16 protein-coding genes are annotated in these 21,964 nt (G+C 60.8%); 9 read left to right on the forward strand and 7 right to left on the reverse strand.

Annotated elements, in window-relative coordinates; translation table 11 throughout:
- Positions 1-264: 264 nt before the first annotated feature.
- Entirely contained in the window at positions 265-1,962 is a 1,698-nt protein-coding gene (locus tag CAG47_RS16490; protein ID WP_085725918.1) for an AMP-binding protein, read from the forward strand.
- A 681-nt stretch (positions 1,963-2,643) separates the two neighbouring features.
- On the opposite strand, the gene CAG47_RS16500 is transcribed toward CAG47_RS16490, so the two are convergent.
- The 3 genes from CAG47_RS16500 to CAG47_RS16510 all read right to left on the reverse strand — a co-directional run bounded on the left by CAG47_RS16500 (position 2,644) and on the right by CAG47_RS16510 (position 5,130).
- The gene (locus CAG47_RS16500) at positions 2,644-3,543 is read right to left on the reverse strand and encodes a hydroxymethylglutaryl-CoA lyase (protein ID WP_085725919.1); all 900 of its coding nucleotides are present in this window, start codon (positions 3,541-3,543) and stop codon (positions 2,644-2,646) included.
- Positions 3,544-3,593: 50 nt separating this feature from the next.
- On the reverse strand, positions 3,594-3,995 hold the full coding sequence (locus tag CAG47_RS16505) for a MerR family DNA-binding transcriptional regulator (protein ID WP_085725920.1): 402 nt from the start codon (positions 3,993-3,995) through the stop codon (positions 3,594-3,596).
- Positions 3,996-4,200: 205 nt separating this feature from the next.
- Complete coding sequence (locus CAG47_RS16510; protein WP_085725921.1) at positions 4,201-5,130, reverse strand: LysR family transcriptional regulator; 930 nt, start codon at positions 5,128-5,130, stop codon at positions 4,201-4,203.
- Between the two features lie 165 nt (positions 5,131-5,295).
- Between CAG47_RS16510 and CAG47_RS16515 the strand changes: the two genes are divergently transcribed.
- Complete coding sequence (locus CAG47_RS16515) at positions 5,296-6,525, forward strand: acyl-CoA dehydrogenase (RefSeq protein ID WP_085725922.1); 1,230 nt, start codon at positions 5,296-5,298, stop codon at positions 6,523-6,525.
- Positions 6,526-6,638: 113 nt separating this feature from the next.
- Here CAG47_RS16515 and CAG47_RS16520 read toward each other — a convergent pair whose 3' ends face one another.
- Both CAG47_RS16520 and xthA read right to left on the reverse strand, forming a co-directional pair.
- A complete protein-coding gene (locus CAG47_RS16520; protein ID WP_085725923.1) occupies positions 6,639-7,979 on the reverse strand; it encodes a phosphate ABC transporter substrate-binding/OmpA family protein in 1,341 nt (446 codons plus the stop codon).
- A 130-nt stretch (positions 7,980-8,109) separates the two neighbouring features.
- Complete coding sequence (gene xthA, locus CAG47_RS16525; protein WP_085725924.1) at positions 8,110-8,922, reverse strand: exodeoxyribonuclease III; 813 nt, start codon at positions 8,920-8,922, stop codon at positions 8,110-8,112.
- A gap of 233 nt (positions 8,923-9,155) precedes the next feature.
- Here xthA and CAG47_RS16535 point away from each other — a divergent pair, with 233 nt between their 5' ends.
- The 7 genes from CAG47_RS16535 (at position 9,156) to CAG47_RS16565 (ending at position 20,469) form a co-directional block, all read left to right on the forward strand.
- Complete coding sequence (locus CAG47_RS16535; protein WP_085725926.1) at positions 9,156-9,806, forward strand: N-acetyltransferase; 651 nt, start codon at positions 9,156-9,158, stop codon at positions 9,804-9,806.
- A gap of 78 nt (positions 9,807-9,884) precedes the next feature.
- A complete protein-coding gene (locus tag CAG47_RS16540; RefSeq protein ID WP_085725927.1) occupies positions 9,885-11,612 on the forward strand; it encodes an autotransporter assembly complex family protein in 1,728 nt (575 codons plus the stop codon).
- Positions 11,609-15,280 carry a translocation/assembly module TamB domain-containing protein gene (locus tag CAG47_RS16545; RefSeq protein ID WP_085725928.1) on the forward strand — a complete coding sequence of 1,224 codons (3,672 nt, stop codon included), beginning with the start codon at positions 11,609-11,611 and terminating at the stop codon, positions 15,278-15,280. The genes CAG47_RS16540 and CAG47_RS16545 overlap by 4 nt, the downstream gene beginning before the upstream one ends.
- 290 nt (positions 15,281-15,570) lie before the next feature.
- Entirely contained in the window at positions 15,571-16,044 is a 474-nt protein-coding gene (locus tag CAG47_RS16550) for a MarR family winged helix-turn-helix transcriptional regulator (RefSeq protein WP_085725929.1), read from the forward strand.
- Entirely contained in the window at positions 16,041-17,510 is a 1,470-nt protein-coding gene (locus tag CAG47_RS16555) for an efflux transporter outer membrane subunit (RefSeq protein WP_085725930.1), read from the forward strand. Before CAG47_RS16550 ends, CAG47_RS16555 begins: the two co-directional genes overlap by 4 nt.
- 15 nt (positions 17,511-17,525) lie before the next feature.
- Positions 17,526-18,728, forward strand: coding sequence for an HlyD family efflux transporter periplasmic adaptor subunit (locus CAG47_RS16560; RefSeq protein WP_085725931.1), 1,203 nt, complete (start codon positions 17,526-17,528; stop codon positions 18,726-18,728).
- A 208-nt stretch (positions 18,729-18,936) separates the two neighbouring features.
- Positions 18,937-20,469 (forward strand): DHA2 family efflux MFS transporter permease subunit, encoded by a 1,533-nt coding sequence (locus tag CAG47_RS16565; RefSeq protein WP_085725932.1) that lies wholly within the window; start codon positions 18,937-18,939, stop codon positions 20,467-20,469.
- Positions 20,470-20,602: 133 nt separating this feature from the next.
- On the opposite strand, the gene lpxH is transcribed toward CAG47_RS16565, so the two are convergent.
- Entirely contained in the window at positions 20,603-21,355 is a 753-nt protein-coding gene (gene lpxH, locus CAG47_RS16570; protein WP_085725933.1) for a UDP-2,3-diacylglucosamine diphosphatase, read from the reverse strand.
- Positions 21,352-21,855: a peptidylprolyl isomerase gene (locus tag CAG47_RS16575; RefSeq protein ID WP_085725934.1), complete on the reverse strand. Its 504-nt coding sequence runs from the start codon at positions 21,853-21,855 to the stop codon at positions 21,352-21,354. Before CAG47_RS16575 ends, lpxH begins: the two co-directional genes overlap by 4 nt.
- Positions 21,856-21,964: the final 109 nt, after the last annotated feature.

Below are 21,964 nucleotides of genomic sequence, written 5' to 3' on the forward strand. Positions count from 1 at the left end.
TCTCACCTTTACGTTAACGTAAGCCTGTGACGAATGGCTGTCAATCGCCCTTTACGTTAACGTCAACTTGAGCGAGAGTAGAGCCAGTTCAAGATAGAACAGCGGACCCACCCTGTAGGAGCGAGCATGCTCGCGATGAACTTCAAAACGACGCATTTTTTCTGGCATGTATGCGTCATCGTTGACCTACATCGCGAGCATGCTCGCTCCTACAGGTCCAGGTAACCGCCGGTAGCCCATTCAATAAAGACAATAGGGGTCGTCATGGATCAACCCAGTGCAAGCCCGCAACGCAGTTACACCCGTGGTTCCCAGGACAAAGCCTTGCTGGCGATGACCATCGGCCAGGCGTTCGATAACACCGCCGCGCAGTACCCGGACGGGGAGGCTCTGGTAGTACGCCATCAGCAGCTGCGCTACACATGGCGGCAATTGGCGCAGGCTGCGGACCTGCACGCCAGGGCACTGCTGGCGCTGGGGCTGCAAGCAGGAGACCGCCTTGGCATCTGGGCACCGAACTGCGCGCAGTGGTGCATCACTCAGATCGCCACGGCGAAAATCGGTGTGATCCTGGTCAACATCAATCCGGCCTATCGCAGTTCCGAGCTCGAGTACGTCCTGAAGCAATCCGGTTGCCAGTGGCTGGTCTGCGCCGGGGCCTTCAAGACCTCCAACTATCACGCCATGTTGCAGGGCCTGGTGCCGGAACTGGCGGAGCAGTCCATCGGCAAATTGCTCAGCGAGCGGTTGCCGCAGTTGCGTGGCGTGATCAGCCTGGATGTGCAGCCGCCCAGCGGTTTCCTGCCGTGGTCGCAACTGACTGATCTGGCTGGCGGCGTGTCCCTTGAACAATTGCGCGAGCGTCAGGAAAGCCTGCATTTCGACCAGGCGGTGAACATCCAGTACACCTCTGGCACCACCGGTTTTCCCAAGGGCGCGACCCTCAGTCACTACAACATTCTCAACAACGGTTACATGGTTGGCGAAAGCCTGGGCCTGACGGCGGCCGATCGCCTGGTGATCCCGGTGCCGCTGTATCACTGCTTCGGCATGGTCATGGGCAACCTCGGCTGCATCACCCATGGCAGCACCATGATTTACCCCAACGATGCCTTCGATCCGCTGCTGACCCTGAACACTGTCGCCGAGGAAAAGGCCACCGCACTGTACGGCGTGCCGACCATGTTCATCGCCATGCTCGATCAGCCGCAACGTGCCGAATTCGATCTGTCGAGCCTGCGCACGGGGATCATGGCGGGCGCAACCTGTCCTATCGAGGTGATGCGCCGGGTCATCAGCGAAATGCACATGAGCGAAGTGCAAATTGCCTACGGCATGACGGAAACCAGTCCGGTGTCATTGCAGACCGGTCCTTCAGACGAGCTGGAACTGCGCGTGACCACCGTCGGCCGCACCCAGCCACAACTCGAAAGCAAGATCATCGACGAAGCGGGCAACCTGGTGCCGCGTGGCGCCATCGGCGAGCTGTGCACCCGCGGTTACAGCGTGATGCTGGGTTACTGGAACAACCCCGAAGGCACGGCGGAAGCCATCGATCAGGCAGGGTGGATGCACACCGGTGACCTGGCCAGCATGAATGACGAGGGGTATGTGTGCATTGCCGGGCGCAACAAGGACATGATCATCCGTGGCGGTGAGAATATTTACCCGCGGGAGCTGGAAGAATTCTTCTTCACTCATCCAGCCGTTGCCGATGTGCAGGTGATCGGCATTCCTTGCTCGCGTTACGGCGAAGAGATCGTCGCCTGGATCAAGTTCCACCCCGGTCACAGCGCCACCGAGCAGGAACTGCAAGCGTGGTGCAAGGAGCGCATCGCACACTTCAAGACGCCGCGTTACTTCAAGTTCGTCGAGGAGTTTCCGATGACGGTAACAGGCAAGATTCAGAAATTCCGCATGCGCGAGATCAGTGTCGAGGAGCTGCGTAACAGGCAGGGTTGATGCGTAACCCTGTGGGAGCGGGCTTGCCCGCGATGACGGCAGCACATTCAACATGGATATTGGCTGATCCACCGCTATCGCGAGCAAGCTCGCTCCCACAGGGGGCGGTGACAAACTCAAACGCCAGACAGCACAAAGGGGAGCCGAAGCTCCCCTTTAATTTGTCGTTGCGCGTGCTCTTTTTTTATTATTGAGGGTCGGTCTGTTGTTGTTTTTGGCAACCGTTGCCCTTTACCGCTGTTTTTGGCGATCCCCATTCGGGATCAAGAGCAAACGTATTTTTTTGAGCGCTGATCTACTTTCTCGCTAAGCGATCCAACCAGTTCTGGAGCTACCTGAAGGTAGTTTTATTATTCTCTGTCTGGTTGCGGGTAACTCCGAAAAGCACCCTGAAAAGCACATCTTCTCCAAAAAAATCTGTTAGCTGCGTCTCTGCCGTGTTGTTTTTGTTATGTCAGAGTCGTTACGTCTTGTTTTTATTAGGTTTGCCGCAATTTTTTATTCTTGTTGTGCGATAGATATAGCAGGGCTCGTGCCAACTTTTTAAAAGCCTTTAAAATCAATGGTTTGCGGTTTTGTAGGGTTTTCCGCCTCAGGCAAAACCCTACTTTTTGTTTCCGTGTTACTCGCTTGCGCCCACGTTTGAGTCGGTGCGGTAACACCCGGATACACGCAGCGCACTCACTGTGCGCTGCGAGCCCTGGCCACACGAGAACCGGTAGGACGACCCAATACGGTGCAAATCTGTTGACCGGCGATCATCAACGCGTCGAGGTCGATTCCGGTGTCGATGCCCAGGCCGTTGAGCAGGTAAACCACGTCTTCGGTCGCGACGTTCCCGCTGGCCCCCTTGGCATAAGGGCAGCCGCCGAGACCGGCGATGGAACTGTCGAACACCGAGATGCCTTCCAGCAAGCTGGCGTAGATGTTGGCCACGGCCTGACCGTAGGTATCGTGGAAGTGCCCGGCGAGTTTTTCCCGGGGTACATCCTTTGATACCACTTCAAACATTTTCCGGGTTGCGCCAGCGGTGCCGGTGCCGATGGTGTCCCCCAGCGAGACCTCGTAGCAGCCCATGACATACAGCTCGCGGGCGACCAGGGCGACCTGCTCCGGGGCGATGTGACCTTCATAGGGACAGCCCAGCACACAGGACACATACCCGCGCACGGTTATCCCGTGTTGCTTCGCGGCGTCCATGATCGGCACGAAACGCTCCAGGCTTTCACTGATCGAGCAGTTGATGTTGCGCCGGGAAAACGCCTCGGATGCCGCCGCGAACACGGCCACTTCCTTGACCCCGGAGGCGAGGGCATCTTCAAAGCCGCGCAGATTGGGTGCGAGCGCGCCATAAACCACACCCGGTTTGCGCTGGATTTGCGCAAAGACCTCGGCGGAGCCGGCCATTTGCGGCACCCACTTGGGCGAAACGAAACTGCCGACCTCTATATAGCCGAGCCCGGCGGCGGTCAGCGCATCGACCAGTTGCACCTTGTCGGTAACACTGATGGGCTGGGCTTCGTTTTGCAGGCCGTCGCGTGGGCCGACTTCGACAATGCGTACGTGGGTGGGGAGAGGCATGGGGATTCGACCTGTGCTGATTGTCTGAATGTGCAGGGGGCGGTGTGGATTTACTGAATGGATTCCTGGCTTTTGAGCGTCTGCTCCAGCGCCTGCACACAGCGCTCTTCGGCAGTATCGAGTTCCAGTTTCATCTGTTCGATATCCAGCATTTGCTGTTCAAGCTGTTCCCGACGCTCGCTGATTTTCGCCAGCATGCTGTGCAACTGTTTGGTGTTACCGCTGGACGGATCGTAAAGCTCGATCAGCTCGCGGCATTCGGCCAGGGAGAAACCGATGCGTTTGCCCCGCAGGATCAGCTTCAGGCTGACCTTGTCGCGGGGCGAGTAAATGCGTTCCTGGCCCCGGCGCTCGGGGCTGAGCAGGCCTTGCTCTTCATAAAAGCGAATGGCCCGGGTGGTGATGTCGAGCTCACGGGCGAGGTCGGAAATGCTGTAGGTCTGGCTGCTCATGGAAGCGCTCGCAAAAGGTCATGGCGCTAAGCTAATGGCAGGTTGACGTATACGTCAAGCGGTGTGAGTTCTCAGTGTTCTTGCTGGCCTCATCGCGAGCATGCTCGCTCCTACAGGGGATCTTCGTCGTACACAGATTTTGTGTTCACAGCAGATCCTGTAGGAGCGAGCCTGCTCGCGATGAACGATAACGCGGTTTAACGCCCTACACCTTCTCGAGCTTTCTCTCCTGCGCCGTCACCTGCTGGCACAACTCGATCATCTGCTCGCGCATCCAGCGGTTCGCCGGGTCCTGGTCGGTGCTTTCGTGCCAGTAAAGGTGGGTTTCCACCGGCGGCACATCGTTGACCGGCAGATAAAAGGCGTGCAGATCGTTACGCCGCGCGAAACGTTCCGGCACGGTCATGACCATGTCCGTCTGTTGCAGTACTTGCGAGGCCATCAGGTAGTGCTGGGAGCGCAGGGCGATCTTGCGCTGGATGCCCATCTTGCCCAGCGCCAGGTCGACGTAGCCGAGGCCGCTGCGACGGCTGGAAATATGGATATGGGTCAGGCCCAGGTAATCATCCAGCGTGAGCTTCTCCTTGCCCGCCAGCGGATGCTCCTTGCGCATGGCGCATACATAGCGGTCTTCCATCAACTTGACGTGACGCACCTGCGGGTCGGTATTGAGCGGCGCATCGACCGCGAAGTCGAGGCGGCCGGCCGCCAGTTCCTTGGTGGTTTCACGGCGTTTGGACAGGAAGCTTTCGATGATCACCGTCGGCGCCAGGCGGCGCAGGCGCTGGAACAGCGGCGGCAGGATCACCGCTTCGGTGAGGTCGGTCATGCTGATGCGGTAGGTCTTGACCGCTTGCTGCGGGTTGAAAATGCGGCTCTCCTGCACCGACACACGCAACAGCGAGAGGGCGTTGCGCACCGGGCCGATGATGTTCTGGGCCATGGGCGTGGGCACCATGCCCTGGGCGGTGCGCACGAACAGCGGGTCGTTGAAGGTCTCGCGCAACCGCGCCAGCGCATTCGACACCGCCGGCTGGGTGATGCCGACAATCTGCCCGGCACGGGTCAGGTTGGCTTCGGTGTAGATCGCGTCGAAGACGATGAAAAGGTTGAGATCGACCTTGCTCAGATTCATTACGCGGCTCTCTTGTTGTGTGGGCGGGCTGACCTTGCCGATCAGCCGATCATATATCGGTGATGAATGTTTATACACGCCGAGAATAGGCTAGGTAAATTATCAGCGCTGTTCTAGCATCGATGCATGACCTAAAACAACCTCCCCCAAGAAGGTATCTCGCTCATGGATTTCGCTTATTCGCCCAAGGTTCAGGAACTGCGTGAGCGCGTAACAGCGTTCATGGACACCTACGTTTATCCCGCCGAAGCCGTGTTCGAGCGTCAGGTTGCCGAGGGCGATCGCTGGCAGCCGACCGCGATCATGGAAGAGCTCAAAGTCAAGGCCAAGGCGGAAGGCCTGTGGAATTTGTTTCTTCCTGAGTCCGAGCTCGGTGCCGGCCTGACCAACCTCGAATACGCGCCGCTGGCGGAAATCATGGGCCGCTCGCTGTTGGGGCCAGAGCCGTTCAACTGCTCGGCACCGGACACCGGCAACATGGAAGTGCTGGTGCGTTACGCCAACGAGGAGCAGAAACAACGCTGGCTCGAGCCGCTGCTGCGCGGCGAGATCCGCTCCGCATTCGCCATGACCGAACCGGACGTTGCGTCCTCCGACGCCACCAATATGGCCGCCCGTGCCGTGCGTGATGGTGATGAGTGGGTGATCAACGGCAAGAAATGGTGGACTTCGGGTGCTTGCGACCCGCGCTGCAAGATCCTGATTTTCATGGGGCTGAGCAATCCGGATGCACCGCGCCACGCCCAGCACTCGATGATTCTGGTGCCGGTGGATACGCCCGGTGTGCAGATCGTGCGTCCACTACCGGTATTCGGTTACGACGACGCGCCTCATGGGCACGCCGAAGTGCATTTCGAAAACGTGCGGGTGCCGTACGAAAACGTCCTGTTGGGCGAAGGGCGCGGTTTCGAAATCGCTCAAGGCCGCCTTGGCCCTGGCCGGATTCACCACTGCATGCGTTCGATCGGCATGGCCGAGCGCGCGCTGGAGCTGATGTGCAAACGCTCGGTGAGCCGTACCGCATTCGGCAAGCCTCTGGCACGCCTGGGCGGCAACATCGACAAGATCGCCGACTCGCGGATGGAAATCGACATGGCGCGCCTGCTGACTTTGAAAGCGGCGTACATGATGGACACCGTCGGCAACAAAGTGGCGAAAAGCGAGATCGCACAGATCAAGGTCGTCGCGCCAAACGTGGCATTGCGAGTAATCGACCGGGCGATCCAGATCCATGGCGGGGCAGGGGTTTCCAACGATTTCCCGCTGGCCTACATGTACGCGATGCAGCGCACCCTGCGCCTGGCCGACGGCCCGGACGAAGTGCACCGTGCGGCGATCGGCAAGTTTGAAATCGGCAAGTATGTGCCGAAAGAGATGATGCGTAGCGGGCACTAAGACCGCGGCGTTGCCATTCGCGAGCAGGCTCGCTCCCACAGGTTCACTGCAATCCCTGTAGGAGCGAGCCTGCTCGCGATGGCGTCAGCCGATTCAACACAACAGAGTCAGGCTCAATACACCCAAACCTCAACCCGCCGATTCCTGATCCTTCCCTCATCGGCGCTATTGGCCGCCACCGGCATCTGCGCGCCAAACCCGCGGATCTCGCGAAACACCACACCGCTCTTCACCAACTCCCGTCGCACCGCCATGGCTCGCAGTTTCGACAACAGATCGGCGCGCGCCGGATCACTCTTGGCATCGCCAAAGCCCACCAGTGTTACCTGGCCAGTGGTTTTGTCGTGCTGCTTCATATAGTCGAGCACTCGCCACAGGTCCTGTCGGGCCTTGTTGTCCAGGGTGGCGCTGCCTTCTTCGAAGCGGAAATTCACCGATAGTCGCTGAGCGTGTCGACTCAGGGCCTGATAGCCCTCGGGCATCAGCGCATTCGGCGTGACGGCCATGGCCTGGACGGTTTGGGCGATAAACCCGTTGGCGGCGACAATGGTCTGACCCTTGCTGCTCTGGGCAAAGGCCGCCAGGGCATTGGCCCAGGGATTCTTCCCCTTGGGCGGCAGGTAAAAGAACAATCGACGGGACAGCGGATAATCTTCCGTGGCAATCAGGCTGTTGAGCGGCAGCATGGCTTGTGATTGACCGTCGACAATGGCCACGGCTTTGGCCTGGCGCACGTAGGGCAATCCGATGAAGCCGATGCCTTGCGGGTCGGCGCTGACCGCATCGGACAGTTGTTCGCTGGACTCGAAGCGTTTCGCTGCGTTGCTCAGGGTTTTCCCGCGACCACTGAGGACCAGTTCCTTGAAGGTGTCGTAAGTCCCCGACTGGTCATCCCGAGCATACAGATGAATCGGCCCGCCGCGGCCACCGAGGTCTTCCCAGGTTTTCACCTCGCCACTGAATATGCGCGCCAGTTGCACGGTGTCCAGTTGGTTCAACGGATTGTCCGGGTGAAGGATGATCGCCAGGCCATCGATGGCAATGACCTGTTCGGCGCTTGGGCTTTTCAGGTCGCCGAGGGACTGCAGGCTGGCCAGTTCGCCGTCCTTGATCGGGCGCGACGAGGCGGCAAGATCGGCGCTGGCTGCTTTCAGCGCACTGAATCCGGTGGCGGAACCATGGGCTGTTACCTCCACCACGACCCGCCGACCCTGGACGGTTTCACCGACAATGCGCAGTTCGTTGGCGGTGTCCGGGGTTTCGCGGTGGATTCTGCGCAAGCCCTGTTCACTCAGCAGGCCCTCGACCAGCGCCGGTCCCAATGCCGCGCCGATGGTATTGGAGCCCTGGATGCGCAACACCGGGCCGTGTTCGGGGATCGGCAGGTCGCCGGCCGAGGCCGCCGGTGGCAAGCCCACGCACAGCATCAACAGGAGCAACACGCGCAGCATCATGCCGGCACCTTGAGTAGCCAAAGGAGGTGCCGGGAGATTAAGTCAGTAAGGTTTCGGAAAAATGACAAATTGCAATGGTGGTCCCCTGTGGGAGCTTGGTCCCACAGGGTATTGATCCAGCCGACAGGGATCAGCTCAATTCAAGCCAGATCGGCGCATGGTCCGAAGGCTTTTCCATACCGCGCAGTTCATAGTCCACACCCGCGGCCTTCACCCGTGGCAGCAAGCCGTGGGAGGCGAGGATCAGGTCGATGCGCAGGCCGCGCTTGGGCTCGTCTTCGAAGCCACGGCTGCGGTAGTCGAACCAGCTGAAGGTGTCGACCACGTCCGGGTTCAGGTGGCGGAAACTGTCGACCAGGCCCCAGTTTTTCAGGCGGGCCATCCACTCGCGCTCTTCCGGCAGGAAGCTGCATTTACCGGTTTTCAGCCAGCGTTTCATGTTGTCCGGGCCGATGCCGATGTCGCAGTCTTCCGGGGAAATGTTCACGTCGCCCATCACCACCAGCGGCTGATCGTTCTTGAACTGGCTTTCCAGCAGTTGCTGCAAATCACCGTAGAAACGTTCCTTGGCGGGGAATTTGGTCGGGTGATCGCGGCTTTCGCCCTGTGGGAAATAACCGTTCATGATGGTCACCGGCACGCCGTTGGCATCGGCGAAGGTACCCCAGATGAAGCGCCGCTGGGCGTCTTCTTCGTCAGTGGCGAATCCTTTGTGCACGGCCAACGGCTCCTGGCGCGAGAGCAGGGCGACGCCGTAGTGGCCTTTTTGCCCGTGGAAATGCACGTGGTAGCCCAGGGCCTGTACTTCGGCCAGCGGGAATTGATCGTCGTGGACCTTGGTTTCCTGCAAACCGATCACATCGGGCTGGTGCTTTTCGATCAGCGCCGCCAGCTGATGGGGACGGGCGCGCAGCCCATTGATGTTGAAGGAGACGATCTTCATGGTCGGCAGTCCTGGCAAAAGGGCGATGCTAGCTGACATGTGGGAAACGGGCCAGTGTGGGGTGAGGAGATTCGGTTTTGTCAGTCAGTTGTGTATGGGCAGTGATGGCCCTTTCGCGAGCAAGCCCGCTCCCACAAAAGCCAGGCCGGCTCATCACCTGCTCGCGAAGGCGATTTCATTGCCTACACTGATTGCGGATCTGTAACGAACTGTGCCGGGGGAGATCAACCGTCATGCCCGAAACTTCGACCGCCATCGCCGATATTCATATGCTCGACAGCGGCTACGCCCGCGAAGCGCGTTCGCTGCTGTACCAGGCTTATCGACACGAACCGACCTTCGGCTATTTGTTCGAGGCCGAGCGCCCCGGATACGAACAGCGTGTTCGCGCCACCGTGCGTGAACTGGTGACCCAGCATTTTCTCCAGGATCTGCCGGCTATCGGTCTGCTGGTCAACGACCGTTTGATCGGCATCGCCCTGATCGCACCGCCGCAACGTCGCCTCGGGGTCACCGAAAGTTGGGCCTGGCGCTTGCGCATGGTGCTCAGTACGGGGTTTCGCTGCACCCGTCGCTACCTTGAATATCACGCCGCCGTGGAGGCCTGCGTGCCGAACGATTCGGTGCATTTGTTGCCGTTGCTGGGGGTTCATCCGCAGTTCCAGGGCAAGCATTTCGGCGAACAACTGCTGCAAGCCGTGCACAACTGGTGCGCGGTGGATGAACATTCACAGGGCGTGATCCTCGACACCGGGAATCCGCGTTATCTGGAGTTCTACAAGCGTCAGGGCTATGAGGAAATCGGTGAAGTTGCCATAGGACCGATTCGCGAACACGTGTTTTTCCACCCCAATCCCCAGGTGTTACATACGGCAACGGCTTGAGCGGCGAACTTTCTTTCCATGTCAGGCTCTATCACGCGTCCATGTTCATGATCGATGCTCGTGATAGCATCCGCGCCTATGAAGTTTCCAGGAAGAATTACCAGCGGCGTGCTGATGCTGATCACCAGCTGCACGGCGCTGGCTCAAAGTGAATTGGATGTACGGATCAAACCGTCCAATGATGAGCTCAAGGCCAATATAGAGGGCTATATCGGCAGCCTCGGCGATCGCGACGAGCAGGCGTTGCTGCGCTTCAGCCGTGGCGCTGAAGAGCAGGCGCGCAAGGCTGCACAGGCCTTGGGCTATTACCAACCGCACATCGACAGCGAAGTGAAAGGGGGCGAGAAGCCGCGCCTGGTGCTCACGGTCGACCCTGGCGAGCCGGTGCATCTGCGCAACGTCACGGTGCGTATCGACGGTCCGGCCGCCTCCCTCAAAGCCTTTCGGGTTCCCAAAAGCGATGTGCTCAAGCCCGGTGCGGTGCTCAATCATGGCCATTACGAAGATGCCAAGCGCCTGATTCAGAATCAGGCTTCGCGCTATGGCTTTTTCAGCGGCCGCTTCACCCGTTCAAAACTGTCGGTCGACCCGCGGGCCGGCGTCGCCGATATCGAGCTGATCTATGAAAGTGGTCCGCGCTATACCTTGGGCAAGGTCAGTTTCGAGGGTGATACACCGTTCGATGACGAGTTGCTGCAACGCATGGTGCCCTTCAAGACCGGTACGCCCTATGACTCGGAACTGATCGCCGAGCTCAATCAGAACCTGCAATCGAGCGGCTATTTCGAAGGCGTGCGGGTGGACGCGGCGCCAACGGCCTCGAAGGAAGACGTGATCCCGGTGGACGTCAAGCTCGAAACCCGCAAGCCGCGGACCATGGGGCTCGGCCTGGGCTTTTCCACCGACGTGGGGCCACGGGCCAAGGCCAACTGGACCCGGCACTGGGTCAACGCCCAAGGGCACAGTTACGGCTGGGAGGCCGAAGTCTCGGCGCCGCGGCAAAACGTCGGGCTGTTCTACGACATTCCGCTGGACCCACCTCTGACCGACAAACTGCGTTTTGCCGGTGGCTACCAGAATGAAGAAATCGCCGACAAGGATAGCCACAGCAAGCTGTTGACCCTCGGCCCCGAGTGGCACAGCAAGTTGCCCAGCGGTTGGCAACGGGTGGTATCGCTGAAGTGGCAGCGCGAGGATTACCAACTGGGCGACGACTCGGGACTCAGTACCTTGTTGATGCCTGGCGTGAGCTATGCGTACCTCAAAAGCGATAACCGCATCGACCCGCACAACGGCTATCGGCTGCAATTCGAATCCAAAGTGGCCAAGGAGGGTTTGGGCTCCGACAGCAACGTGCTCTACGGCACGGCACTGGTCAAAGGCTTGACCACGGTGTTCGACAAGCATCGTTTCCTCGGTCGGGTGCAGGTCGGCGGCAGTGCCACCAACGGCTTCAAATCGGTACCGCCATCGCTGCGCTTCTTCGCCGGTGGCGATCAGAGCGTGCGTGGCTACGACTATCAGAGCCTGTCCCCGGAAAACTCCGACGGCGATCGCATCGGTGGCCGCTACATGGTTGCCGCCAGCGCGGAGTATCAGTATTCCATCGCCGAAAAATGGCGGATCGCGACCTTCGTCGATCAGGGCAACTCCTTCAATACACTCGAACTGCCGAACCTCAAGACCGGGGTCGGTATCGGCGTGCGCTGGGTATCGCCGGTAGGACCGATCCGTCTCGACCTGGCCCATGCGCTGGACGACGATGGCGGTATTCGACTGCACTTTTCCATGGGGCCTGAGCTGTGAAGCGTGGTGTGAAGGTAACGCTGCTGGCGATAGCGGCACTGTCGATGCTGGTTGTTCTGACGCTGGCCACGGCGTTGGGTACCGCGGCGGGCAGCCGCTGGGTGTTGGGCTTCGTCCCGGGCTTGATCCTGGACAACTTCCAGGGCCGCCTGGGCGGGCAGTGGAGCGCCGACCGGGTGTTGTGGCAGCAGGACAACAACCAGGTTGAACTGAGCCAGGTGATTTTCGCCTGGTCGCCGTCGTGCCTGACCCGCATGACCTTGTGCATCGAGCAATTGCAGGCCGACCAGGTCAGCCTGACATTCCCCCCGGGCACAGAGGAGCCAGGCAGTGACCCGATTACGCTCCCGGATCTGAAATTGCCGTTGGCCATCGAATTGGGCGCGATCAAGGTCGGCAGCCTGTTGTTCAATGGCAGTGAAGAACTCAAGGGCCTGCAACTGGCGGCGCACTGGACCACGGCCGGTTTGAAGATCGACTCGGTGTCACTGCAGCGCGATGACTTGAGCCTGAACCTGTCCGGCCTGCTGCAACCCTCCGGCAACTGGCCCCTCAGCGCCTCCGGCAGTTTGACCCTGTTGTCCACGCCCGATCCCCTCGCACTGGCGTTGAAGATCGACGGTGACCTGCTCAAAACCCTGAACCTGAAAGCCGACAGCAGCGGTTACCTCAACGGGCAACTGAGTGGCGAACTGCAACCTTTGGTGGAAAACCTGCCGGCCAAGGTGCGAATCACCGCTGATGGCTTCAAGCCCAGTGCCAATCTGCCAGATACCCTGCAACTCAATCAGCTTGAACTCACGGGCGCGGGCGACCTGAAAAACGGTTATGCCATTCAAGGCAACGCTACATTGCCTGCCGAGCAAGGCCCGATCGCCCTGGCGCTGCAAGGCAAGGTCGACGCCAGCGGCGCGCAGATCGCCGCGCTGGACCTGACCGCCAGCGACAAGCAAAGCCTTAAACTCAGCGGACAGCTGGATTGGAGCAAGGGCCTGAGTGCCGAGGCGAAGATCGACTGGCTGGACTTCCCGTGGCACCGCCTCTATCCACTGATCGACGAGCCGCAAGTCGTACTTCGCACGCTCACCGGTGAAGTCTCCTACACCGACGGCAAGTACCTCGGTCATTTTGACGCGGCGGCGGATGGTCCGGCCGGCGCTTTCACCCTGGCCAGCCCGTTCGCGGGCGACCTGACGAAAATCTACCTGCAACAGATTCAACTCCAGGCCGGGCAGGGCAAGGCCGAAGGGCACCTGAACCTGCAGTTCGCCGACGGCATTGCCTGGGACACCGCGCTGGATCTGTCGGCGATCAACCCGGCGTACTGGGTCGCGGAGTTGCCGGGCACCCTGGCCGGGCCGTTGCGCAGCCAGGGCGAAATGAAAAACGAAGTGCTCAGCCTCAATGCCGATCTGGACCTCAAGGGCAAACTGCGCGGCCAACCGGCGGTGTTCCAGGCCAAGGCCGATGGCCGTGGCGAGCAATGGAACCTCAACACCCTGCAAGTTCGCCTGGGCGACAACAGCATCAGTGGCAAAGGCAGCCTGCAACAGAAACTCGCCGGCCAGATCGATCTCAAGCTGCCGCGCCTGGCGCAACTCTGGCCAGAGCTGCGCGGCCAACTCATTGGTCGCGTGGATGTCGCCGGCACACTCAAGGCGCCCCAAGGCAAGCTTGATTTGCAAGGCTCGCAACTGGCTTTCCAGGACAATCGCCTGCAAAGCCTGAACCTGGACGCCACGCTGGACAGTGCGCAACGGGCGAAAGTCGACCTCAAGGGCAGCGGCATCCAGGCCGGTGACACTTCGCTGGGAACACTGACCGCCAGCGGCCAGGGCGACATCAGGAGCCAGAAACTGAACCTCGATCTGCAAGGGCCGAAGCTGAAACTGGCGCTGGGCCTGGACGGTATGCTGGACAAAGGCAATTGGCGCGGACGTCTGGCCAGCGGTGATATCCAGGCCGGTGGTCAGGACTGGAGGCTGCAAGGGCCGGCGAAACTCGAACGCCTGGCGGATGGCAAGATCAACTTTGGCGCCCATTGCTGGGTGTCCGGCCCGGCCAGCCTGTGCGGTGAAGACTCGCGCCTGATGCCCGAACCCAAGCTGCGTTATCACCTCAAACAATTCCCGATCGACAGCCTCGCGCAGTGGTTGCCGAAGGATTTCGCCTGGCAGGGCCGGCTCAATGCCGACCTGCAACTGGACTTGCCGGCCAGTGGTCCGAACGGCCAGATCAGCGTCGATGCCGGTGGCGGTATCTTGCGTATCAAGGAAAAGGACCAGTGGCTGGACTTCCCGTACCAGACCCTGAAACTCACCAGCAAACTCACGCCCAAGCGCATCGACAGCGAACTCGATTTCGCCGGCGGCAAACTCGGTGAGCTGATGGTGCAGGCGCAGCTCAATCCGTTGCCGAAGAACAAACCGTTGAGCGGCTCGTTCCGCTTGAGCGGGCTGGATTTGTCGGTGGCGCGGCCGTTCGTGCCGATGGTCGAGAAGCTGGCCGGGCGCCTGAATGGCAGTGGCACCCTTTCCGGCGGGCTGCTGGCGCCGCAGATCAATGGCAGTCTGCAACTGAGTGACGGCGTGGTTGCCGGGTCTGAATTGCCGATGGAGCTGCAAAACCTGCACGTCCAGGCGCTCATCGCGGGTGAAAGCGTGCATCTGAACGGCGGCTGGAACAGCGGCAAGGCCGGGCAGGGGAGCTTGAACGGCAACATCGCCTGGGGGCAGGCGCTGGTGGTGGACCTGGCACTCAAGGGCTCACAGTTGCCGGTTACCGTCGAGCCTTACGCCAAGCTGGAAGTTGCACCGGACTTGAAAATCTCGATGCAGGGCGACGAGTTGGCCATCGCCGGCAAAGTGCTGGTGCCCAAGGGCGAAATCACCATTCGCGAGTTGCCGCCGTCGACGGTCAAGGTCTCCGATGACACGGTGATCGTCGGTCAGCAGACCGAGGAGGGCAAGCCGCCGCTGGCGATGAAGATGAACATCGAAGTGCTGGTTGGCGAGGACAAGCTGAGCTTTGCCGGATTTGGCCTGACCGCGAATGTGCAGGGCCATGTGCACATCGGCGACAACATGGACACCCGCGGCGAGCTGTGGCTCAACGATGGCCGATACCGCGCCTACGGCCAGCGGCTTTCGGTGCGCCGGGCTCGTTTGCTGTTTGCAGGTCCCATCGATCAGCCGTACCTGGACATCGAAGCCATCCGCAAGACCGACGACATCATCGCCGGCATTCGCCTCAGTGGCAGCGCCGAGCAGCCGACCACGCAGATCTTCTCGGAACCTGCCATGAGCCAGGAGCAGGCGCTGTCCTATCTGGTGCTCGGACGTCCGCTGAGCAGCAATGGCGAAGACAACAACATGCTCGCCCAGGCGGCCCTCGGTCTGGGCTTGATGGGCAGTTCCGGGGTCACCAGCGGCATCGCCAGGAACCTGGGCATCCAGGACTTCCAGCTCGACACCCAGGGCAGTGGCGACTCCACCAGTGTGGTGGCCAGCGGCAACCTTTCCGAGAAGCTCAGCCTGCGCTATGGCGTCGGCGTGTTCGAACCGGCCAACACCATTGCCTTGCGCTACAAGCTGAGTAAAAAGGTCTACCTCGAAGCCGCCGGCGGCGTGGCCAGCTCGCTGGACATCTTCTACAAGCGGGATTTCTAAGCCCCGTTCTCCCATCGGGTGCGGTCCCTGTGGCGAGGGGGCTTGCCCCCGTTGGGCCGCGAAGCGGCCCCAAAATCATCTTCCGGCAATTATCTGAAACTCTGCAAATCAGAAGCAGCGACTGCTTCGCAGCCGAACGGGGGCAAGCCCCCTCGCCACAGGGCCTGATGAAAACCCGACACCATTGGTCAACTATTTGCAAAGCCAGCTAACTATTACGTTGACATTCGCTGCCTAGGCAGTAACATCTCGACATACATTCACTGCCTAGGCAGCTAATTGGTGGTCAGATGAAGCATTTCTCTCCAGACGATTTCCACAATTGCCATCTCGGCCTGTTGCTCGGACGTGCCGCGCTGCTCAAGGACCGAATCCTCGACACCCGCATGGAACCCCACGGCATCACCGCCGCGCAGTTCAAGGTGCTGATCATCATGGCCCAGTACGGCGTCGATTCGCCGGGCGAGTTGTGCCGTCACCTGTCCCTGGACAGTGGCTCGATGACGCGCATGCTCGATCGTCTGGAACAGAAAGGTTTTCTCGCCCGGCAACGCTCCGAAGCGGATCGCCGGCAAGTGCAGCTTGTGCTCACGGAAGAAGGGCAGAAGCTCGCCGGGCTGTTGCCGCACATTGGCGCCGAAGCCATGAATGAACTGGCCGGTGCCATCACTCCGGAGGAATTGAAAACCCTGGAGTTGATCCTGAAGAAAATTTTGCTGGCAGCCGGTGACGCGATCACCCTGCTGCGGGTAGGTGACAAATGAGCGGTAACCCCTTGCGTACCGGACTGAGCCTGGTGCTGTTGGCCATGAGCGTCGCTGGTTGCGCCAGTTACAGCGGCCTGAAAACCGAAGGCGTCAACCTCGACGCGAAGAGCCTGAAGGCAGGCCAATCCCTCAGTGGCGTGACCCTGTCGCCGGCGGCCTGGCCGAAAAGCGACTGGTGGAAAAGCCTCGGCGACCCGCAACTCGACGGTCTGATCCGCGAGGCCCTGCGCGACAGCCCGGACATGCAAATTGCCGATGCCCGTGCCCATCAGGCCAGCGCCGCCGCTTCCGCCGCCGACGCCGCGCGCATGCCGACCCTGGATGCCAGTGCCGGTGTCAGTCGCTCGCGCCTGGCCCGGGATCAGGATCCTCAGGGGCAGGGCGACCACTACGCCACCGTGCGCAACATCAGCACCGGTTTCAATTACAACTTCGACCTGTGGGGCGGTCAGCGCGATGCCTGGGAAGCCGCCCTCGGCCAGGCCCGCGCTGCCGAAGTCGACCAGCAGGCCGCGCAACTGACGCTGGCGGCCGATGTCGCCCGTGCCTACAGCGATCTTGGCCAGGCACACATCGTCTACGACCTGTCCAGCGAAGACCTCAAGCGCACCCGGCAAATGCTCGACCTCAGCCAGCGCCGCCTGACTGCCGGGATCGACAGCCAGTACCAGTTCCAGCAGACCGAAAGCCTGGAAGCCACTTCCCAGGCCAACCTGATCGATGCACAGAAGCGCCTGAACAGCGCAAAGATCGCCCTCGCGGTGCTGCTCGGCAAAGGCCCGGATCGCGGCAATGAAATTGCCCGGCCGAACATTCTTCAGCCGAGCGCGGTAGCGCTACCTTCGGTGCTGCCGGCCGAACTGCTCGGACGTCGCCCGGACCTGGTCGCTGCGCGCTGGCGGGTCGAGGCCGCGAGCAAAAGCATCGACGCCGGCAAGACCCGGTTCTATCCCAACTTGAACCTCAGCGCCGCCGCCGGTGCCGAATCCTTGTTGGGCGATGCGATGTTTGGTTCGGCCAGCCGTTTCTTCAGCATTGCACCGACGATCTCGGTGCCGATCTTCGATGGTGGCCGCCTGCGCGCCGACCTCGATTCACGCGACGCCGATTACGACCTCGCCGTGGCGCAGTACAACAAAAGCCTGGTGAAGGCGCTGGGGGATGTCAGCGACAGCATCAACCAGCTGCGTGATATCGGCCGGCAGATCGCCGCCCAGCAGCACGCCACCGACATCGCCCAGGATTCCTACAACACCGTGGTCCAGCGTTACGGTTCCGGCATCGGCAACTACCTGGACGTGCTCAGCATCGAGCAGCAATTGCTCCAGGCCCAGCGCCAGTTGGCCAACCTGAATGCCGAGCAGATCGACCTGTCGATCCAACTGATGCAGGCGCTGGGCGGCGGTTACCAGCCTGAGGCCGTTGCCTCGGCCAACGCCACGCCAGCCACGCTGACCCACTAATTCAAGGTATTTGTCATGGCCACTGCCGATACAACCCAATCCCCTGAAAACACTCAAGGCAATCCCAACCCGGGCAAGCGCAAATTCATGCTGCTGGTCCTCGCTGCCGCCGTCGTGCTCAGCGGCGCGGGCGTCTGGGCCTACCACGAGTTTTACGGTCGCTGGAGCGAAAGCACCGACGACGCCTATGTGAACGGCAACGTGGTGGAAATCACGCCGCTGGTCACCGGCACCGTGGTCAGCATTGGCGCCGATGATGGCGATCTGGTCCAGGAAGGTCAGGTACTGGTGAGCTTCGATCCGAACGACGCCGAAATCGGCCTGCAAAACGCCCAGGCCAATCTGGCGCGTACCGTGCGTCAGGTACGCGGCTTGTACAGCGATGTGGATGGCATGAAGGCCCAGGTCAACGCGCAGAAAGCCGAAGTGCAAAAGGCCCAGGACAACTTCAGCCGGCGCAGGAACCTCGCCGCCGGCGGGGCGATTTCCCAGGAAGAACTGTCCCACGCCCGCGACGACCTGACCTCGGCGCAAAACGCCCTGGCCAACGCCGAGCAAAAGCTCAAGACCACCAGCGCACTGGTGGATGACACCGTGGTTTCATCGCATCCGGACGTGATGGCGGCCGCCGCGCAGCTGCGCCAGGCCTATCTGAACAACTCGCGCAGCGTGCTGATTGCACCGGTCACCGGTTACGTCGCCAAGCGCTCTGTACAACTGGGGCAGCGGGTACAGCCGGGCACCGCGCTGATGGCGGTTATCCCGCTGGATCAGCTGTGGATCGACGCCAACTTCAAGGAAACCCAGTTGCGTGACATGCGCATCGGCCAACCGGTGGAAATCGAGACTGACCTCTACGGCAGCAGCGTGAAATACAGCGGCACCATCGACAGCCTCGGCGCCGGGACCGGCAGTGCGTTTGCCCTGCTGCCGGCGCAGAACGCCACCGGTAACTGGATCAAGATCGTGCAGCGCGTGCCGGTGCGGGTCCGCATCAATGCCGAGGAACTGGCCAGACATCCGCTGCGGGTCGGCCTGTCGACCATTGTCGATGTGGACCTGCACGACCAGAGCGGGCCGGTGCTGGCGCAACAGCCGCCGCAGAAGGCGTCGTTCAGCACCAGCGTCTACGACCGTCAGTTGGCCGAGGCCGACGCGATGATCACCCAACTGATCCACGACAACAGCGCCGCGGTCGGCAAAACCGCACAACGCTGATGTGCCATCACCTCGACCCTGTGGGAGCTGTGGCGAGGGGGCTTGCCCCCGCTTGAGTGCGCAGCACTCACAAGATCTTCGATATATCGGAAATTTTGGGGCTGCTACGCAACCCAACGGGGGCAAGCCCCCTCGCCACAGCCCGCTCCCACAGGGTTAGCTGCGTCTGTAACGGGCGCGGCGCCAGACCCGTTTCAAAGGATTCGCGATGAGCAATAACGCGTCTTTTACGCCACCGAGCCTGCTGCTCAGCACCATCGGGCTGTCGCTGGCGACTTTCATGCAAGTGCTCGACACCACCATCGCCAACGTGGCGTTGCCGACGATTTCCGGCAACCTGGGCGTGAGTTCGGAGCAGGGCACCTGGGTCATCACTTCGTTCGCCGTGAGCAACGCCATCGCCCTGCCGCTGACCGGGTGGCTCAGTCGCCGTTTTGGCGAGGTGAAGCTGTTTGTCTGGGCGACATTGCTGTTCGTGCTGGCTTCGTTCCTGTGCGGGATTTCCACCTCGATGCCGGAACTGGTGGGCTTTCGGGTGTTGCAAGGGGTGGTGGCGGGGCCTCTGTATCCGATGACCCAGACCCTGCTGATTGCGGTTTACCCTCCGGCGAAACGGGGGCTGGCACTGGCGTTGCTGGCAATGGTCACGGTGGTCGCGCCGATTGCCGGGCCGATACTCGGCGGTTGGATCACTGACAGCTACAGCTGGCCGTGGATTTTCTTCATCAACGTGCCAATCGGCCTGTTCGCCGCGTGGGTGGTCACCCAACAAATGAAAAAACGCCCGGTGGTCACCAGCCGCCAGCCGATGGATTACGTCGGCCTGATCGCGCTGATCATCGGCGTCGGGGCGTTGCAGATCGTGCTCGACAAGGGCAACGATGCCGACTGGTTCGAATCAAGTTTCATCGTGATCGGCTCGGTGATTTCGGTGGTCGCCCTGGCATTCTTCGTGATCTGGGAAATGACTGACGAGCATCCAGTGGTCAACCTGCGTCTGTTCGCCCACCGCAACTTCCGTTACGGCACCATCGTGCTGATCCTGGGCTATGCCGGGTTCTTCGGGATCAACCTGATCCTGCCGCAGTGGCTGCAAACGCGACTGGGCTATACCGCGACCTGGGCCGGTTTTGCCGTGGCGCCGCTGGGGATTTTGCCAGTGCTGCTGGCGCCGTTCGTCGGCAAATACGCACCGAAATTCGACATGCGCCTGCTCGCGGGCGGGGCGTTCCTGGCCATCGGCCTGAGCTGTTTCATGCGCGCCGGGTTTACCAATGAAGTGGACTTCCAGCACATCGCCCTGGTGCAGTTGTTCATGGGGATCGGCGTGGCCCTGTTCTTCATGCCGACCCTGACCATCCTGCTGTCGGACCTGCCGCCAAGCCAGATTGCCGACGGTTCGGGGCTGGCGACATTCTTGCGGACCCTGGGCGGCAGTTTCGCGGCGTCGCTGACCACCTGGATCTGGATTCGCCGGGCGGATCAGCATCACGCCTACCTGAGCGAAAGCATCACCCCGTTCGATCCGGCAACCCGCGAAGCACTGACCCACCTGGGCGGGGCAGGGGTCAAGGCTTATACGCAGCTGGATCAGATGGTGATCAGCCAGGCGTACATCATGTCCACGGTGGACTACTTCACCCTGCTGGGCTGGATGTTCTTCGGGCTGATACTGATTGTGTGGCTGGCCAGGCCGCCGTTTACCGCCAAGGCCGGGCCAGTGGCATCCGCCGGACACTAAACACCGCATTACCCCTGTAGGAGCGAGTTCACTCGCGATGGACGACAACGATAACGCTGGGTGCCTGATACCCCACGTCGTTCTCGGGTTCATCGCGAGCATGCTCGCTCCTACAGGATTGTGTGTTCGGCAGTCAGTGGGTGGGGGCAGCCAATTGCGGCGGCGGGGCGAAATCGAAGGGGGCGAGGGCAAACCCGCTCTCGTCGACTTGCAATGCCCAGCCCTGCTTGTCCCAATCCCCCAGCACAATGCGCCGGGCGGCCAGGTCGCCGATCTGCAACTTGTGAATCGCCGGACGATGGGTATGCCCGTGAATCAGGGTTTTCACCCCGTACTGCTGCATGATCCGCGGAATTTCCTCCGGCGTGACATCGACAATGTCATTGGCCTTCATCCGCGTTTGCGCGCGGCTTTCACTGCGCAGCTTGCGTGCCAGCTTGTGCCGGGTGCGCAGTGGCAAGTGCCGCAGGATGAACAGGGTGATGGGGTTGCGCAGGTAGCGACGCAGCTTCATATAGGCTTCGTCGCGGGTGCAGAGGCTGTCGCCGTGCATCAACAGCACCGGCTCGCCGTTGAGTTGCACGACGCTCGGATCCTTCAGCAAGGTGCAGCCGGCTTCTTTGCAGAACGCCTTGCCGAGGAGGAAGTCACGATTGCCGTGCATCAGGAATATGGCCGTACCGCTGTCGCTGAGATCACGCAGGGCCTGGCAGATGGACCGCTGGAAGGGCGTCATGGCGTCGTCGCCAATCCACACCTCGAAGAAATCGCCCAGAATGTACAGGGCACTCGCCGAGCGGGCGCGTCCGGCGAGCAAATCCAGAAACGCCCGGGTAATGTCCGGGCGCTCCTCTTCCAGATGCAAGTCTGAAATCAGCAATATCACTCAACGATCTCGGCTTTCTCGATGATCACGTCTTCTGCCGGTACGTCCTGGTGGCCGGCCTTGGAAGTGGTGGCCACGCCTTTGATCTTGTCGACAACGTCGGTGCCGGCAGTCACTTTGCCGAATACCGCGTAGCCCCAGCCTTGAACGGTCTTGCCGCTGTGGTTCAGGAAGCTGTTGTCCGTCACGTTGATGAAGAACTGAGCGGAAGCCGAATGCGGCTCCATGGTGCGGGCCATGGCGATGGTGTACTTGTCGTTGGAAAGACCGTTGTCCGCTTCGTTCTGGATGCTCGGGCGCTTGTCTTTCTTTTCTTTCATGCCTGGCTCGAAACCGCCGCCCTGGATCATGAAGTTACCGATGACACGGTGGAAAACAGTGTTTTCGTAGTGACCGGCTTTAACGTACTCGACGAAGTTGGCCACGGTGATCGGGGCTTTTTCGGCGTTCAGTTCGATGACGATGTCACCGAAGTTGGTAGTCAGTTTGACTTGGGTCATGATCGTTACTCACTAGAGGAATTCGTGGTGTTGGAACATCGCGTCCCGCCACCGGTTCAGCCTGTTTTGGCCAAGGTGCGCAGTTTAGCGCGCCAGACGCGAATTTCGA

The organism is Pseudomonas sp. R37(2017), assembly GCF_002113375.1.
Taxonomy (GTDB): Bacteria; Pseudomonadota; Gammaproteobacteria; order Pseudomonadales; family Pseudomonadaceae; genus Aquipseudomonas.

Coding starts and splice junctions, on each gene's coding strand:
- CAG47_RS16490 (WP_085725918.1), top strand. CDS start 265: ATGGATCAACCCAGTGCAAGCCCGCAACGCAGTTACACCCGTGGTTCC.
- CAG47_RS16500 (WP_085725919.1), bottom strand. CDS start 3,543: ATGCCTCTCCCCACCCACGTACGCATTGTCGAAGTCGGCCCACGCGAC.
- CAG47_RS16505 (WP_085725920.1), bottom strand. CDS start 3,995: ATGAGCAGCCAGACCTACAGCATTTCCGACCTCGCCCGTGAGCTCGAC.
- CAG47_RS16510 (WP_085725921.1), bottom strand. CDS start 5,130: ATGAATCTGAGCAAGGTCGATCTCAACCTTTTCATCGTCTTCGACGCG.
- CAG47_RS16515 (WP_085725922.1), top strand. CDS start 5,296: ATGGATTTCGCTTATTCGCCCAAGGTTCAGGAACTGCGTGAGCGCGTA.
- CAG47_RS16520 (WP_085725923.1), bottom strand. CDS start 7,979: ATGATGCTGCGCGTGTTGCTCCTGTTGATGCTGTGCGTGGGCTTGCCA.
- xthA (WP_085725924.1), bottom strand. CDS start 8,922: ATGAAGATCGTCTCCTTCAACATCAATGGGCTGCGCGCCCGTCCCCAT.
- CAG47_RS16535 (WP_085725926.1), top strand. CDS start 9,156: ATGCCCGAAACTTCGACCGCCATCGCCGATATTCATATGCTCGACAGC.
- CAG47_RS16540 (WP_085725927.1), top strand. CDS start 9,885: ATGAAGTTTCCAGGAAGAATTACCAGCGGCGTGCTGATGCTGATCACC.
- CAG47_RS16550 (WP_085725929.1), top strand. CDS start 15,571: ATGAAGCATTTCTCTCCAGACGATTTCCACAATTGCCATCTCGGCCTG.
- CAG47_RS16555 (WP_085725930.1), top strand. CDS start 16,041: ATGAGCGGTAACCCCTTGCGTACCGGACTGAGCCTGGTGCTGTTGGCC.
- CAG47_RS16560 (WP_085725931.1), top strand. CDS start 17,526: ATGGCCACTGCCGATACAACCCAATCCCCTGAAAACACTCAAGGCAAT.
- CAG47_RS16565 (WP_085725932.1), top strand. CDS start 18,937: ATGAGCAATAACGCGTCTTTTACGCCACCGAGCCTGCTGCTCAGCACC.
- CAG47_RS16575 (WP_085725934.1), bottom strand. CDS start 21,855: ATGACCCAAGTCAAACTGACTACCAACTTCGGTGACATCGTCATCGAA.